Source organism: Pseudomonas syringae pv. cilantro, assembly GCF_001293775.1.
In the GTDB taxonomy this organism is placed as follows: domain Bacteria; phylum Pseudomonadota; class Gammaproteobacteria; order Pseudomonadales; family Pseudomonadaceae; genus Aquipseudomonas; species Aquipseudomonas syringae_P.
Genome location: NZ_LGLN01000006.1, coordinates 87,748 through 102,443, shown reverse-complemented (window position 1 = coordinate 102,443; position 14,696 = coordinate 87,748). Strand labels below are relative to the sequence as shown.

Annotated in this window: 13 protein-coding genes and 1 pseudogene; 6 read left to right on the top strand and 8 right to left on the bottom strand. The window is 58.9% G+C overall.

The genetic code is table 11. The annotated features are described in order from the left end of the window. The first annotated feature begins 331 nt into the window (after nucleotides 1-331). From ABJ99_RS00555 to ABJ99_RS00545, 3 genes are all read left to right on the top strand, one after another. Nucleotides 332-784 carry a YkvA family protein gene (locus tag ABJ99_RS00555; RefSeq protein WP_054084149.1) on the top strand — a complete coding sequence of 151 codons (453 nt, stop codon included), beginning with the start codon at nucleotides 332-334 and terminating at the stop codon, nucleotides 782-784. A gap of 100 nt (nucleotides 785-884) precedes the next feature. Continuing rightward, nucleotides 885-1,238 (top strand): helix-turn-helix domain-containing protein, encoded by a 354-nt coding sequence (locus ABJ99_RS00550; RefSeq protein ID WP_054084148.1) that lies wholly within the window; start codon nucleotides 885-887, stop codon nucleotides 1,236-1,238. After that, nucleotides 1,235-1,606 (top strand): hypothetical protein, encoded by a 372-nt coding sequence (locus tag ABJ99_RS00545; RefSeq protein WP_007253419.1) that lies wholly within the window; start codon nucleotides 1,235-1,237, stop codon nucleotides 1,604-1,606. The genes ABJ99_RS00550 and ABJ99_RS00545 overlap by 4 nt, the downstream gene beginning before the upstream one ends. A gap of 99 nt (nucleotides 1,607-1,705) precedes the next feature. On the opposite strand, the gene ABJ99_RS00540 is transcribed toward ABJ99_RS00545, so the two are convergent. Together ABJ99_RS00540 and ABJ99_RS00535 are read right to left on the bottom strand one after the other, a co-directional pair. Further along, nucleotides 1,706-3,478: a bifunctional diguanylate cyclase/phosphodiesterase gene (locus ABJ99_RS00540; protein ID WP_054084147.1), complete on the bottom strand. Its 1,773-nt coding sequence runs from the start codon at nucleotides 3,476-3,478 to the stop codon at nucleotides 1,706-1,708. Nucleotides 3,479-3,610: 132 nt separating this feature from the next. Beyond that, on the bottom strand, nucleotides 3,611-5,692 hold the full coding sequence (locus ABJ99_RS00535; protein ID WP_174518433.1) for a carboxy terminal-processing peptidase: 2,082 nt from the start codon (nucleotides 5,690-5,692) through the stop codon (nucleotides 3,611-3,613). Nucleotides 5,693-5,829: 137 nt separating this feature from the next. On the opposite strand from ABJ99_RS00535, the gene ABJ99_RS00530 reads away from it, so the two are divergent. Next, on the top strand, nucleotides 5,830-6,792 hold the full coding sequence (locus ABJ99_RS00530; RefSeq protein ID WP_054084145.1) for an NAD(P)H-quinone oxidoreductase: 963 nt from the start codon (nucleotides 5,830-5,832) through the stop codon (nucleotides 6,790-6,792). An 18-nt stretch (nucleotides 6,793-6,810) separates the two neighbouring features. Here the strand turns inward: ABJ99_RS00530 and ABJ99_RS00525 are convergent, their stop codons facing one another. From ABJ99_RS00525 to ABJ99_RS00500, 6 genes are all read right to left on the bottom strand, one after another. Beyond that, on the bottom strand, nucleotides 6,811-7,464 hold the full coding sequence (locus ABJ99_RS00525) for an HAD family hydrolase (protein WP_054084144.1): 654 nt from the start codon (nucleotides 7,462-7,464) through the stop codon (nucleotides 6,811-6,813). A gap of 78 nt (nucleotides 7,465-7,542) precedes the next feature. Continuing rightward, nucleotides 7,543-8,532: an ABC transporter ATP-binding protein gene (locus ABJ99_RS00520; RefSeq protein WP_054084143.1), complete on the bottom strand. Its 990-nt coding sequence runs from the start codon at nucleotides 8,530-8,532 to the stop codon at nucleotides 7,543-7,545. 1 nt (nucleotide 8,533) lies between these two features. Next, on the bottom strand, nucleotides 8,534-9,331 hold the full coding sequence (locus tag ABJ99_RS00515; RefSeq protein ID WP_054084142.1) for an ABC transporter permease: 798 nt from the start codon (nucleotides 9,329-9,331) through the stop codon (nucleotides 8,534-8,536). Further along, on the bottom strand, nucleotides 9,318-10,160 hold the full coding sequence (locus tag ABJ99_RS00510; RefSeq protein WP_054084141.1) for an ABC transporter permease: 843 nt from the start codon (nucleotides 10,158-10,160) through the stop codon (nucleotides 9,318-9,320). The genes ABJ99_RS00515 and ABJ99_RS00510 overlap by 14 nt, the downstream gene beginning before the upstream one ends. Next, the gene (locus ABJ99_RS00505; protein ID WP_054084140.1) at nucleotides 10,157-10,963 is read right to left on the bottom strand and encodes an alkaline phosphatase family protein; all 807 of its coding nucleotides are present in this window, start codon (nucleotides 10,961-10,963) and stop codon (nucleotides 10,157-10,159) included. Before ABJ99_RS00505 ends, ABJ99_RS00510 begins: the two co-directional genes overlap by 4 nt. Before the next feature lie 81 nt (nucleotides 10,964-11,044). Then, nucleotides 11,045-12,112 (bottom strand): ABC transporter substrate-binding protein, encoded by a 1,068-nt coding sequence (locus ABJ99_RS00500; RefSeq protein WP_054084139.1) that lies wholly within the window; start codon nucleotides 12,110-12,112, stop codon nucleotides 11,045-11,047. A gap of 354 nt (nucleotides 12,113-12,466) precedes the next feature. Between ABJ99_RS00500 and ABJ99_RS00495 the strand changes: the two genes are divergently transcribed. Both ABJ99_RS00495 and ABJ99_RS00490 read left to right on the top strand, forming a co-directional pair. Next, a complete protein-coding gene (locus tag ABJ99_RS00495; RefSeq protein ID WP_054084138.1) occupies nucleotides 12,467-13,186 on the top strand; it encodes a UTRA domain-containing protein in 720 nt (239 codons plus the stop codon). A gap of 482 nt (nucleotides 13,187-13,668) precedes the next feature. Continuing rightward, nucleotides 13,669-14,696 (top strand): annotated as a pseudogene (locus ABJ99_RS00490) (Ice nucleation protein); the annotation flags it as partial.

The window sequence follows — 14,696 nt, the reverse complement described above, 5'->3', positions numbered from 1 at the left end:
AAACCTATTTCAGGACTAGACATGGCTAATTTCCCGAACGCTTGCTCGTCCAGGCAGTCCCACTATTACGAATACAGCCGAACGCGTTGTCGGACAGTCTGGCAAGATCAGGTTGCCAGCTCTACCAAGAGAGCCAGGTCAATGGTTTCCAAGGTTTTTTTTGTGAGTAAAAAACGCCCGATTTAAGCGTGGGCCCGCGAAAACGGGGGTTTCCGGCTTTTAAAGTGCTGCTGTTCACAAGGTTATCCACAATTATTGTGGATAACCTTGTGTTGTCATTCGGATAGACCTGCGTTGTCGCTCAACGAAATTATTCTGGACGGGGTTAAACATGAAAGCACCTTGGAATCTGATCCGTTATCTGCCTGGCGCACGCCGTCTGCTGGCTGCGGGGCGGTTGCCTGCGTTGTTGTTCGCCGTGGCTCGCAAGGGCAACAGTGAGGGCAGCCGTCTGGGCAAGCTGAAAGACGACCTGCGTCTGTTGCAGGCGCTGTGTCTGGCTTACTGGCGGGGCGAGTACCGGAGCATCAGCCCCAAGGCGATTCTGTCCATCGTCGCAGGCCTGATGTACTTCCTCAGCCCGCTGGACGCGATACCTGACTGGATTCCGGGGCTGGGTATGCTGGATGATATTGCAGTGCTGGCATGGGTGACGAAGCACCTGAGCGGCGAGCTGGATGCCTTTCGTGCCTGGCGCGCCCAGCAGTCGCCCGAGAAACTGATCGTCGTCGAGCAACTGCCCAAGACCCAGGCGCTTCTGGAGAGCGAACAGCGCAAGGTGTAAGTCTCACGGATTGAACACAAGCCATCGCGTTCCACTGTTAAGATGCCAGCATCTGCCGTAAGTCTGTTCGGTATGCAGTCTTGTCGTAAAAGGGGGGTGTATGGATATTCAAGTCATATCTCATGACGGCGAGCCGCAATACGCGGTTCTTCCATGGGATCAGTATCAAGCGCTTCTCAAGGCGGCTGGCCTGGCCGACAAATCACACCTGCAAACGGCGGGGGCTACCTCCGGTTCTGGCGCCACGACAGCAACGACTGAGCTCCCTGGTTTCGACCAGTTGGGTGCGCTGCGCAAGGCGAAAGGGCTCGAAGTGGCGACGCTCGCCAGAACGGTGGGTATCAGCCCGTCCTATCTGGAGTTGATCGAGAACGGCACGCGCCAACCCGACTCGGCGATCAAGCGCAGCCTGGCATGGGAGCTCGGTGTACCCGGCTGGCGAGGTGAGCCGTGAGCGTGCGGATCAGCCGTCAGCATTGGGACGGGCTGTTGAGCGAACTCGATAACGCTCGCCGCCAGCGTCATCTGCTGACGTATCGTGCGTTGCTCGAGCGCTTGCAGTTTCCCAGCCCTGGCATGCAGACACTGACCGCTGCCCTTGAACACCTGGCCGCGCTGGACGCCCGTGCCGAGCAGCCATTGCGCAGCTCACTGGTGATCAGCCAGGGCGCCAGCCGCCTGCCGCGCCCCGGCTTCTTCGAATGCGCCGAGCGCCTGGGACGCTTCTCCGGCCCGTCGGACGGCGTCGCAGCAGCGTCCTGGCACGCCTCGGAAGTGGTTCGGGTGTTCGAACACAGTTATCCGGAAATGGAAGTGCAGTAGGGTCATGATCTGTGCGAGGTCCCGCCCTGAATCTTCAGGGCTGCACCGACCCCTTCGTGAGCAAGCTCACACGGGGCTTCACGTCGACCTCATCTAGCCTCACGCCTCCATCAACAGATCTACCCGCGTCGAGTCGATGACATGGATGCTCGCGCCGGCGACGTCCTTGGCGAAATGTTTGGCCTGCGATGCCAGGTCAGCCAACTGGCTGGCGTCGAGCAGCGTGCAGCTTTCTTCATGCAGACGCACCACGCCAATCGACAGTGACAACAACGGAAACTCCTGGCGCTGCCCCTGACGATTGAGGGCGATGAAGCAGCCGGCTTCCAGGTGTTCGGCACGATAGAAGCGGCGGCACTGATTCTGGAAGTCACCCAGCAGGCTTTTCAAGCGCCGCTCCCAGTCTTCGAAACCCAGCACCATGAGAAAATCATCCCCGCCAATGTGCCCGACGAAATCCCGGCTCGGGTCAATGCGGTCGTTCAGGCACTGTGCCAGGCACAGCAACACCTCATCGCCACGGGCGTAACCGTAGATGTCATTGAAGGGCTTGAAGCTGTCGATATCGACGTAACAGATCATCGACTCGCGGCGCTGTTGCAGCAAGCGGGTCAGGCATTGCTGGATCGGCACGTTACCGGGCAGCAGGGTCAGCGGGTTGGCGTAACGCGCCTGCTGAATTTTCAGCTCGGTAATCAGCTTGAGGACATCAATGACCCGTCCGAGCCCCAGATAAACGCCGTTCAGGGTGATGATGAAGTCTTCTTCGATGCGCTGACGGGCCCGGCTGGTCAGCAGGCGGCTGACCTGTTGCAGTGACTGGCCGACTTCCACGGCCAGAAAGTCATCGCTCATCAGGCGACTGATCGGTTTGCGGGCGAACAGCTCGGTGCCGAACGGCTTGAGGAGGGCTTCGGACAGCGAATGCCGATGAACAATGCCGCAAGGGCTGGCGTCGTCATCCAGTACCGCCAGCGAATTCAGGTTGGCCTGTTTGCGGAAGGCCTCAAGGACCTCGGCGGTAGGTGTCGATTGACTTACAGAAGGCTGTGGGTTGAGCAGCGCCGAAAGGTCTGCCACTTCCTCGTTCAAGGGCGCGATAGTGATTTCGACCTTGGGCAGCATGGCTCGGGTGTCGCGGGGCGGGCGCTCCTGCGGACGGGCCAGCAGGTAACCTTGCACCAGATCCACGCCCATGTCTTTCAGCGTCGCCAGTTCCTCCGGCAATTCGATGCCTTCGGCGATCACAATCGCTCGCGACGCTTTGGCCATCTGCAGCATGGAACCGACGAACTCGCGCTTGACCGCGTCCTGATGAATCCCGTCGATGAAATGCCGGTCAATCTTCACATAATCGGGCCGCAGCTCAGACCACAGGCGCAGGCTGGAATAACCGGCCCCCAAGTCATCCAGGGCAATCGAAAAGCCCATATCGCGATAGTGGTGCAGCGCGTTGTACAGCAGGTCGAAGTCGTCGGTCGGCGTTTGCTCGGTCAGTTCGATCACCACATCTTTCGGCGCGATCTGATAGCGGAGCAGCATTTCCAAGGTGCGACCCGGCGGGTGCGATGTTTCGAGCAGCGATTCAGGGGAGACGTTGAGAAACAGTTTGCCGGGCAGTTTTTGCTGGCTGAAGCGACGGCAGGCGCTGTCACGGCAGCTTAATTCCAGCTCACTCAGGCGCCCGGCGTGACGGGCAATGGCAAACAGGTTGAGCGGGGAGTGCAACGCGCTGTTGGAGGGGCCGCGAGTCAGGGCCTCATAGCCCAAGATCCTGCGTTCAGACAGCGAAACGATGGGCTGAAACAAGCTGTGCAAGTCACCACGCGCGAGAATGGAACTCAGTGCGCTCAACTGTTCAGTCACGGTCATGGTCGTCTCGGGGGTGATAAAGAGGGCGCAATAAAAAGGGGCTGAGCGCTTTCGCGTTCAGCCCCGTATTTCACGACAGATTCATGACTGTTTGATGACGGTTGCCGCTAATCTGCCATCAATGAACCGGTCTTATTTCTTCGCGACAGCAGCGCTCAACCCCAGGTAATCGATCAGGATCCGCCCGGTCTCGGCCAGGTAGGCGTCGTCCTCGGGTTTGGTCTTCTCGTCTTCTACCGGCAGCGCGTCTTCGTCTTCCTTCTTCAGCTCTTTCAGCGGCTCTTCACCCTTGGCCTTGCGGCGGGTGTTTTCCAGTGCGAGCTGCTTGCTTTCGATGGAAGCGTGTTCGGCGCGGCGGTCGGCTTCGTTGAGGCTGACGGTCTTCTCGTTCATCAGCTTTTTGGCCAGCGCGAGGCGATCCTCGATGAACACGAACTCGGCGTCTTTCGACGAGCGTGCTTCATGACGTGTCTGCAACTGGGCAAGGAACGGCTTGAACGGATCGATCGCCGGCTTGATCGCGGGCTTGATGCTGTCCCATGGCATGGCTTCGGGCAACGCGCTCTCGCCGATTTCCTTGGTGTCGATCAGCGAAGGGTAGGTGATGTCCGGCACGACGCCCTGATGCTGGGTGCTCTGACCGGACACCCGGTAGAACTTGGCCAGGGTCAGTTTCAGCTCGCCATGATTGAGCGGCTGAATGGTCTGCACGGTGCCTTTGCCGAAGGTCTGGCCACCGATGACCAGCGCGCGGTGGTAGTCCTGCATGGCTCCGGCGAAAATCTCCGACGCCGAGGCGGAGAGGCGGTTGACCAGCAATGCCATCGGGCCTTTGTAGAACGCGCCTTTGGCTTCGTCTTCCAGCACATCGACCTTGCCGTCGGCATTACGCACTAGCACGGTCGGACCTTTGTCGATGAACAGGCTGGTCAGCTCGGTCGCTTCCTGCAGCGAACCACCGCCGTTGTTGCGCAGATCCAGCACCACGCCGTCGACCTTCTCGGCCTGCAGTTCGGTGAGCAGTTTCTTCACGTCGCGGGTGGTGCTCTTGTATTCCGGATCGCCGGCACGGTAGGCCTTGAAGTCCAGATAGAACGCCGGGATGTCGATGACGCCGAGTTTGTAATCCTTGCCGTCCTGCTTTAGGTGCAGGATCGACTTCTTGGCCGCCTGCTCTTCAAGCTTCACCGCTTCACGGGTGATGGCGACGATCTTGCTGGTCTGGTCATTCGGCGCATTGCTGGCCGGGATGATCTCCAGGCGTACCACCGAGCCTTTAGGGCCGCGGATCAGCTTGACCACTTCGTCCAGACGCCAGCCGATCACGTCGACCATTTCCTTGTCGCCCTGGGCAACGGCCACGATCTTGTCGGCGGGTGCGACCTGCTTGGTCTTGGCTGCCGGACCTGCCGGCACCAGGCGCACGATCTTCACGTTGTCGTTGTCGCTCTGCAACACAGCGCCGATGCCTTCCAGCGACAGGCTCATGTTGATGTCGAAGTTCTCCGCGCTGTCAGGTGACAGATAGTTGGTGTGCGGGTCGTAAGACATGGCAAACGTATTGATGTAAGCCTGGAAGATATCTTCGGCACGGGTCTGGTTCAGACGCGCCTGTTGATTCTTGTAGCGCTTGGTCAGGGTTTCCTGAATCTTCGCCGGGTCTTTGCCGGCGATCTTCAAGCGCAGGACTTCGTCCTTGATACGCTTGCGCCACAGCTCGTCGAGTTCGGCTGTGTCCTTGGGCCATGCGGCGTCCTTGCGGTCTACCAGCAGGGTTTCCTTGGTGTTGAAATCGAGCTTGTCGACGCCTTTGCCCAGCTCCGCCAGTGCGAAGTCCAGACGCGCCTTGATGCGGTCCAGATAACGCTTGTAGATGGTGAAGCCCGGGTTCAGGTCGCCGCTTTTCAGGAAGTCATCGAACTGGAACTGCCACTTGTCGAATTCGGCAATGTCGCTGGCCATAAAATAGCTGCGCGAGGGGTCCAGTTGCTTGATGTAGCTCTGATAAATAATCGCGGAACGCTTGTCGTCCAGGGGCGGCTTGCTGTAGTGATGTCGCTTGAGCAGCTCAACCACGTTGAGGCTGGCAATCACTTCGTCGCGATCCGGCTGAAGGTTATCCCAGCTGTTGGCGGCAAAAGTACTGGCTGACATCGGCAAAACGCTGAGGCCGACAAACAGTGCGAGGGCAGTGCTGGGGAATAGTTGCTTCATGCTGATTCGACGCGAGGACAATTGATAACGCATATTAGGCCGTCTGTGAGGTCGCCGGTTCCCTTGGAGCCGGCCGCATAATGCAAAAGCCCGGGCAAACAGCCACGGGCTCAGTCTGGACTCACTATGGAGGCACTGTGAAGGCATTGCAAGGCGTTGAAGGTCATGTGGAATGGGTCGAGGAGCCAAGTCCGGCCCTTGATGTGGGACAAGTACGTATCAAAGTTGCCGCAGCGGGTTTGAATCGCGCCGATTTGTTACAGCGCGAGGGCAAGTATCCGCCGCCGCCCGGCGTGACAGCGACACTGGGGCTGGAGTGCTCCGGCGTGATCGCAGAAGTGGGGCCGGGCACCTCCTGGCTGGTCGGCGACCGTGTCTGCGCGCTTCTTGCGGGCGGGGCGATGGCCGAAGAAGTGGTGGTCGATGCCCGGCACGTGCTGCCAGTGCCTGAAGGGCTGTCGCTGCACGAGGCTGCGGCCATTCCCGAGGTGTATGCCACGGCGTGGTTGAATCTGTTTCAACTGGCCGGTCTGAAGCCCGGTGAAAAGGTCCTGTTGCATGCGGGCGCAAGTGGGGTTGGTTCAGCCGGTATTCAGCTTTGCAAGGCGTTCGGCAACCCGGTATGGGTCAGCGTCGGCTCGACCGAGCGTCTGGCGTATTGCGTCGAACTGGGCGCGCAGGGTGGCGTGGTACGTAGCGAAAGTCTGGAAGGGCTGAATGATTTCGCACCGTTCAACGTCATTCTCGACCCGGTAGGCGCCGGTTATGCCGAGCTCAACGTCAAGCTGCTGGCGCTGGATGGCCGCTGGGTGCTGATCGGCGTCATGAGCGGGCGCGACGCCAAAATGGACCTGGCGCATGTGCTGGGCAAGCGTATCCAATTGATGGGCTCGACGTTGCGCAGCCGCGATGAAACGTTCAAGGCTGATCTGATCCGCGATCTGGGTCAGCACGTCTGGCCGCTGTTTACTGAAGGCCGCCTCAAGCCGCAACTGGCGAAATCCTTTGCCATCAAGGATGCCGAAGCGGCGTTCGCCGAGCTGGCGACCAACAAGGTATCAGGCAAGATCGTGCTGGTGATCGACGAAAGCCTGGTCTGATTCGGAGAAGCGCCTGATTCAGACCCAGGTGTGCACTGGCCAGCCAGCCTGCTGCGCATGCTCCAGCAACACAGGATCAGGGTTGACCACATGCGGGTGGTCAACCTTGAGCAGCAGGGGCAGGTCGTTGCGCGAATCCGAATAGAAGCTCGCGCCCTCCAGATTTTCCCCTTCGGTATCCAGCCATTCCATCAGGCGCGTGATCTTGCCTTCGCGGTAGGTCAGCACGCCGACCGTGGCACCGCTGTACACGCCATGTTGCACGTCCAGTTCGATACCCAGTACTTCGTCGATCCCCAGACGCGCTGCAATGGGCTTGACCAGGTGCACGCCCGACGCTGAAATCACCAGAATCCGGTCGCCTTTGGCGCGATGCTGCGCAATGCACTTGCAAGCGTCGCTGTAGATGATCGGCTCGATCACGTCCTCGACCCACGGGCCGACCAGGTGGTCGACTTCTTCCGGAGTGCGGCCAGCCATGGGTTCCAGGCTGAACGCCATGAATTCTTCCATGGCCAGTTTGCCGGCGCTGTAAGCGTCCATCAGTTCATGGTTGCGCTGCATGAAGGCTTCGGAATCGACCCAGCCCAGGCGACCCATCTGTTCGCTCCACAAGGTGGCACAGTCGCCACCGATCAGTGTTTCGTCCAGGTCGAAAATAGCCAGGGGCATGTGTTCTTATCCTCAGTGGTTGTTAAGTCAGCTTCAAGCTTCAAGCTTCAAGCTTCAAGCGAAAGCTCGGCGGTTGCGTCAGTCAAGCGCGCAGAGCGCCGAGGGTTCGATGTTCAGCGTCACGCGTCGGCCGTCCGGATGCAGGTCGTCGGCGCTGCGATTGAGTACGTCGACCACCAGCTCTACGCCACGCGCTTGTATCCGGTAGCGGATGACGTTGCCGAGCAGACTGTGACTGCGTATTTCCCCTTCCAGTTCGCCGGTCAGGCTCAATTGGATCGATTCAGGGCGAATGGCGACACGGCTGGCAATGGGGCGTTGCATCAGTCGCGTGGCGTCGGCGGCGTCCAGCAGGTTGTAGTTGCCGATGAAACCGGCGGCGAACACGTCCACCGGCGCGGTGTAGAGGGTTTCTGCGTCGCCACTTTGCACGATCCGGCCCTGGTTCATCAGGAAGATGCGGTCTGACAGGGTCAGTGCTTCTTCCTGATCATGGGTCACGAAGATGGTGGTCAGGCCCAGTTCGCGCTGGATCGCGCGGATCTGTTCGCGCAGGTGTTTGCGAATTCGCGCGTCCAGTGCCGACAGTGGTTCATCAAGCAGCAGCAGGCGCGGGCGCGTGACCAGCGAGCGGGCCAGAGCGACACGCTGGCACTGGCCGCCGGATAATTGATGCGGATAGCGTTTGGCAAAATCATGCAGCTCGACCATCTGCAGAATCTCGGCGACGCGCCGGTGGCTTTCGTCGTCGCCGATCTTTTGCATGCGCAGGCCGAAGGCGACGTTCTGTTCCACCGTCATGTTGGGGAACAGCGCGTAGCTCTGGAAGACCATGCCGATCTGGCGCTTTTGCGGGGTCAGCGGCACCAGGTCATTGCCGTCGAGCAGGATGCGCCCGCTATTGACCGCGGTCAGCCCGGCGATACAGCGCAGCAGCGTGGATTTGCCGCAGCCGGACGGGCCGAGCAGGGTGACGAACTCACCTTTTTTGATGCTGCAATTGATGTCGCTGAACACAACGGTGCTGGCGTAGCTTTTCTGCAGGTTTTCAATGCTGACAAAACTCATTTCAGTCTTTGTCCTTGTTCAGTCGATTGGCGGCCCAGGTCAGCACCAGCACGAAGAGGAAGTAGGAAATCACCAGTGCGCTGTTGAAGTGACCGCTGCTGTTGCGCATGTTGTTCAGGTACACCTGCAGCGTTTCATAGCGGGTGCCGACCAGCAGATTGGCGAATACGAACTCGCCGAACAAAAACGAAAACGACAGCAGCAGGGCGATCATCAGGCCCTTGCGCAGGTTCGGCAGCACCACCAGAAAGGCCGCCTGCCAGGTGCTGGCACCGAGCAATTGCGCAGCGTCCATCAGGTCGGTCAGGTTGATCGCCTGCAGGTTGTTGGTGATTGCGCGGTACATGAAGGGCAGGGCGATAGTGAAATAGCAGCCGATCAGAATCCACGGCGTGCCGACCATGGCCATCGGCCCTGAGCCGTAAAGTTGTAACAGCCCCACTGACGACACCACCGGCGGCACGGCAAACGGCAGCAGGATCAGGATGTTCATCAGCCCGTCGAGACGCGGGAAATAGTAATGCACCACGAACAGCAGCGGCAGGATCAGCACCACCGACAGTATCAGCGCGCCGAAGCAGACCAGCAGTGATTGACTGAACGCCGCCAGAAAGCGTGGATCGCTCCACAGTGCCACGTACCATTTGAAGGTCAGCCCGCTGGGCAGAATGGTCGCCGACCAACTGGTCGCAATCGAGTACAGAAAGGTGCCGGCCAGCGGCAGCAAGAGAATCAGGAACAGCAGGTAGACCACGGTCTTGTGGTAAACCCGGGCAGGTCCTCGTTCAGCGCGCGACATGATAGCTCCTTTTCAACAGCCTCTGATGAACCACCGTTACCAGCGTCATGAGCCCGACCAGAATCATCGCCAGAGCACTGGCCATGTTCGGGTCCAGCGTGATGTCACCGGCCACCATCGCGGCAATGCGGATCGGCAGCACGTTGAAGTTGCCGGTGGTCAGGGCGTACACCGTGGCATAGGCGCCCAGCGCATTGGCCAGCAGAATCACGAAGGTGCCAAGCAGCGCCGGGGTCAGCACCGGCAGGCCGATGTAGCGCCAGAACTGATAACTGCTCGCCCCCAGCAGCGCCGCCGATTCGTTCCAGTCCTCGCGCACAGCGTCGAACGCCGGGTAGAGCAGCAGCACGCCGAGGGGAATCTGGAAGTAGGTGTAGAGGATGATCAGACCGGTCTTGGAGTACAGATTGAAGTCATCGATGATCCCGGCTTGCTTGAGGATCAGGGTCAGCGCACCGTTGAAACCGAGCAGGATAATGAAGGCGAACGCCAGCGGAACACCAGCGAAGTTGCTGGTCATATTGGCGAACGAATTGACGAAGTCTCGCAGCCGCGAATCCACCTTGCGCAGCGAATAGGCGCCCAGAATCGATATCAGAATGCCGAACAGGCTTGACCAGAAGCTGATCTCGAGGCTGTACTGGATCGCCTGACGGTAGAACTTCGAGCTGAACGCCCGGACGAAGTTTTCCAGCCCCCAACCGGCGTCGCTTTGCAGGCTGTTGATCGCCACCCAGAGCAGCGGTGCGATCTGAAACACGATGAAGAACAGCGCAAACGGCACCAGGCACAGCAGGCCCAGCCACTTGCCCCGGGATAAGCGGATCAATTGAGAATCTCCTGACAGACCGGTTTGTCATGAGGGATGCCGAGCAGTGCGCAGATCGTGCCGCACAGCTCGGTCTGGCGCGGCGCTGCATCGACATTCAGGCTGAACGCATCACCGATGACGAACAGCGGCACTTCGCGCTCTTCCGGCAGCAGGCCGTTGTGTGAGCGGTCGTTGTTCATACCGTGGTCGGCGGTTACCAACACCTGATAGCCCGCGTCCAGCCAGCGTTGCAGGTAGTCAGCCAGAATGATGTCGGCGTTGCGGGCGGTGTTGCGGTATTGCGCGGTGTCGAGGCCGTGCTTGTGCCCGGCGTCGTCGATATTCATCGGGTGAATCAGTAGAAAGTTCGGTGCGTGTTTCAGCCTCAGGCTTTCGGCGTCGGCGAACAGGTGCGAGTCCGGGTAGTGATCGGCCCAGTAGAACAAGCCGTGCTGAATCGGCAGGTCGGGCGCGTCGGTGTGGCGGTCGCGTGCGGCGTCGAAGGGTGTGCGGTTGTACAGCTCGCTGAACCAGTGATAAGCCGCTGCGGCAGTGCTCAGCCCGGCGTCGCGGGCATAGTGAAACACGCTGTGCTGGCTGGACAGACGCGAGACGTTGTTATGCACGATGCCGCTGTCGATAGGTGCAACACCGGTCAATATGCATTCGTACAGCGGGCGGGAAAGGGCGGGCAGTTCGCACTCCAGCTTGTAGAGCGCGGCCCGGCCGGCATCATGCCAGGCTTGAAGGTGGCCCATCGCGTGGCGCGCCACTTCGTAATTGAGGCCATCGAGTACGATCAGGATAACGTTGTGTTTCATGGCGACTCGCTCGGGCGAAAGAGTGCGGGCGAGACTGGCTCGCCCGCGTCATACGACTCGATCCCTGAGTCGCAGTGGCGATCAGTTCATCTCGATGATGACTTGTTCTTGCCACATCTGCGGCAGGGCTTTGGACGTCATTTCCCATGCGCCTGCATCTTTGATCGGCGTGACGTTCTTGTACTGTTCATGCGGCAGCAATTTATCCTGAACGTCCTCAGGCAACTTGATGTGCTCGGCACGAATCGGACGAGCATGACCTCGGGCCAGGTTGATCTGGCCTGCATCGCTGAAGGTGTATTCGCGTGCCAGTTTGGCGGCGTTCGGGTGTTTGGCGTATTTGTTGATGATGGTGGTGTAACCGGAAATCACCGAACCATCCGAAGGAATCAGCACCACGTAATCATCCGGCTTGGTCATCTTGGCGCGGTAGCTCAGGCCGTTGAAGTCCCAGACCACACCCACTTCGATTTCGCCTTTCTCGATGGTCTGAATGGTCGGATTGGCCAGCGACAGACGTTTTTGTTGAGCCAGCTCGGTGAACAGAGCCAGGCCCGGCTCGATATTTTTTTCGTCGCCTTTCATGGCAATGGCCGCAGCCAGCACACCGTTGGCAGCCTGCGCAGCGGTGCCTACGTCACCGATGGAAACCTTGTACTTACCGGTTTTCAGGTCGGCCCAGCTTTTCGGGATTTCAGAACCGTGCAGCAGGTTCTTGTTGACGATAAAGGCAATGGTGCCGGTGTAGGCCAGCGCCCAATGGCCTTCCTTGTCCTTGGCCCAGTCCGGAATCTGCTCCCAGGTGCTTGGCTTGTAAGGCTGAGTCACGCCCTTGGCCACCGCGATGGGGCCGAAGGCCGCACCTACGTCACCGATGTCAGCGCTGGCGTTGTCTTTCTCGGCATCGAACTTGGCGATCTCCTGGGCCGAACTCATGTCGGTGTCCATGTGCTTGAGGCCGTATTTGGCTTCCAGGTCCTTCCAGATGCCGCCCCAATTGGCCCAGTCATCCGGCATGCCGGCGCTATTCACCGCACCTTCGGCTCTGGCGGCTGCTTCGAGGGTTTTAAGATCTGTATCCGCAGCCATGGCCAGAGAACTCATTGCCATGGCTGAACCGAGGAGTGATGCCAACAAAAGATGTTTCATTCGGAGCTCCTGTGCACTTCTTTAGCACAAATGTTCATCGCGGAAGGTGTGGTCTAGTTCAGCAATACCTGAGCCAAGTTAGGCGGGTTGCATGACATTTTCGTGTCGAAAATGACGAAGAACTCCGTTTTTCATCTGGCCTGGCACTGCTTCGGGCTAAGCGTAGACCATTGCGAAGTGCCTGCTTTTCAAGGGTTTCAAGGCTTTTTCAGCGCTGTCTGGCATGGATTGTGATACGTCATGTCACAGCACCGTCATCTGGCCGGCCTAGGCTTGCAACGATGGAGTTAACAGCGGTTGCGGCACGAATGGGTGCTCCGCCAGAGGGCTGGTCTAGTCCAGGCAGGTACGGGAATGCGCGAAGATGTGCCACGGGCGGTAACCACTATCTGCAAGGCGTTGCAGGAACAGATAGAGCACGGTCTGTTGCCGCACGGCAGCAAACTGCCTGCCGAGCGCAAGCTCAGTGAGGTGTTCGGCACCACGCGCATTACCCTGCGTGAGGCCCTCCTGCAGCTGGAGGCCCAAGGGCTTATCTATCGAGAGGAGCGGCGTGGCTGGTTCATCTCACCGCCACGGCTGGCCTATGACCTGATTCGGCGCAGTCATTTTCATGCGATGGTCTGCGCACAGGGCCGGGTGGCGCACACCCAGCTACTTTCGGCCCGCCTGCAACCGGCGTCGGCCATGATCTGCGAAATGCTGGAGCTGCCCGCACTGTCGAGCGTTATCCAGATCTGTCGCGCACGACGTATCGATCAGCGCCTGGTGCTGTACGTGGAGCATTATTTGAGGCCGGAATTGTTCCCCGGCATTCTCGAACACGATCTGAACGAGTCGCTCACTGAACTCTATGCGCGCTGTTACGACCTTCATTACGGCCAGGTGCGCTTCGACATGGTCCCCACCGCGCTGCACGCCGAAGCGGCTGCTGCGCTGAAGGTCTCGCTGGGAAGCCCCGGCCTGCGCATCGCGCGCGTCAACTACGACCGCAATGGACGGCTGATCGACTGTGATCTGGAGTACTGGCGCCATGATGCTATTCATGTGCGTGCGGCGGTGCAAGGTCACTGAAACTCAGCACTGTGCCCCACTTGGACGGACACTCATCGTGAGTGTTTTCCGCAACGTTTGAAGATCCGTTAGTTGACTGTTTTCTATAAAGAAACGCTGTTGTCGGTCCTCGGTCAGACGTTTTAGATTCAGTCGGTTTCATAGACTAAGCGGAATACAGACGGCTGATTAACTAAAAAAATTAATGGAAATGGTTCTAGAATGGTTGATCTGGCAGGCGTAAATTAGTTGGTTTTTTTATGTGTTTTTTAAGGGTTTTTATTCTGGCTTCTTAGATGAATTCGCTAAAAAAAGTTCGAATTAATTAATATTTACTAAAACATTGTGGTAGGTTTTTTAGTGCGAGAGGTCGCGCACTAGTTAGTTGGCTACATGCGTGCATTTCGGTTTTTGGATGTGAGGGCTTACACGGCAGTTGTGCTGTAAAGCACTGCTCAATGAGTGCGGCTGCTTTTATTAAAAGGATCTATGAGGATGCTCTAATGACTCTCGAAAAGGCGTTAGTGTTGCGCACGTGTGCCAATAACATGGCCGATCATTGTGGTCTTGTATGGCCCGCGACAGGGGCCGTCGAATGCAAACACTGGCAGTTTACCCGAAAGCACGAGAATGGACTGGTGGGTTTGCTGTGGGGCGCTGGAACCAGCGCTTTTCTGAGTATGCATGCCGATGCGCGGTGGATTGTCTGTGAAGTTGCCTTGGCAGACATGATCGGCCTGGAAGAATCGGGAATGGTCAAGTTTCCACGTGCCGAGGTGGTTCACGTCGGCGACAAGAGCAGTGCGTCGCACTTTATTTCGACGCATCAGGCCGACTATGCATCGACCCCTGCGCCCGTTGTCGCAAACATCGTTTTGCCCGTGGCAGAGCACGTTGTCAGTCACGAGGTATTCGACGTCGCGCTGATCAGCCGGGCTGATAATTCAGGGGGGCTCCTGCCAGCCGCGACGCCACAATCGTTGCAGACCGCTACTTACGGCGGCACGTTAAGTGGCGAAAACAACAGTCGGCTTATTGCCGGTTATGGAAGCACCGAGACGGCCGGTAACAACAGTGATCTGATTGCCGGGTATGGCAGTACAGGGACCGCTGGCTCTGACAGCTCGCTGGTCGCCGGTTATGGCAGCACCCAGACTGCAGGAGGTGAAAGCGCACTGACGGCTGGCTACGGCAGCACCCAGACCGCACGCGGAGGCAGCGACCTGACGGCAGGGTATGGCAGCACCGGCACAGCCGGTTCCGACAGCTCGCTGACTGCCGGCTATGGCAGTACGCAAACCTCGGGCGGGGACAGTTCGCTGACGGCGGGCTACGGCAGTACCCAGACCGCACGGGAAGGCAGCAACCTGACGGCGGGTTATGGCAGTACCGGGACGGCGGGTTCCGACAGCTCGCTGATCGCGGGTTACGGCAGCACTCAGACGTCCGGAGAGGACAGCTCGCTGACGGCGGGGTATGGCAGTACCCAAACCGCCCAGGAAGGCAGCAACCTGACCGCCGGGTATGGCAG

Coding starts and splice junctions, on each gene's coding strand:
- ABJ99_RS00555 (WP_054084149.1), top strand. CDS start 332: ATGAAAGCACCTTGGAATCTGATCCGTTATCTGCCTGGCGCACGCCGT.
- ABJ99_RS00550 (WP_054084148.1), top strand. CDS start 885: ATGGATATTCAAGTCATATCTCATGACGGCGAGCCGCAATACGCGGTT.
- ABJ99_RS00540 (WP_054084147.1), bottom strand. CDS start 3,478: ATGACCGTGACTGAACAGTTGAGCGCACTGAGTTCCATTCTCGCGCGT.
- ABJ99_RS00535 (WP_174518433.1), bottom strand. CDS start 5,692: ATGAAGCAACTATTCCCCAGCACTGCCCTCGCACTGTTTGTCGGCCTC.
- ABJ99_RS00525 (WP_054084144.1), bottom strand. CDS start 7,464: ATGCCCCTGGCTATTTTCGACCTGGACGAAACACTGATCGGTGGCGAC.
- ABJ99_RS00520 (WP_054084143.1), bottom strand. CDS start 8,532: ATGAGTTTTGTCAGCATTGAAAACCTGCAGAAAAGCTACGCCAGCACC.
- ABJ99_RS00515 (WP_054084142.1), bottom strand. CDS start 9,331: ATGTCGCGCGCTGAACGAGGACCTGCCCGGGTTTACCACAAGACCGTG.
- ABJ99_RS00505 (WP_054084140.1), bottom strand. CDS start 10,963: ATGAAACACAACGTTATCCTGATCGTACTCGATGGCCTCAATTACGAA.
- ABJ99_RS00500 (WP_054084139.1), bottom strand. CDS start 12,112: ATGAAACATCTTTTGTTGGCATCACTCCTCGGTTCAGCCATGGCAATG.
- ABJ99_RS00495 (WP_054084138.1), top strand. CDS start 12,467: ATGCGCGAAGATGTGCCACGGGCGGTAACCACTATCTGCAAGGCGTTG.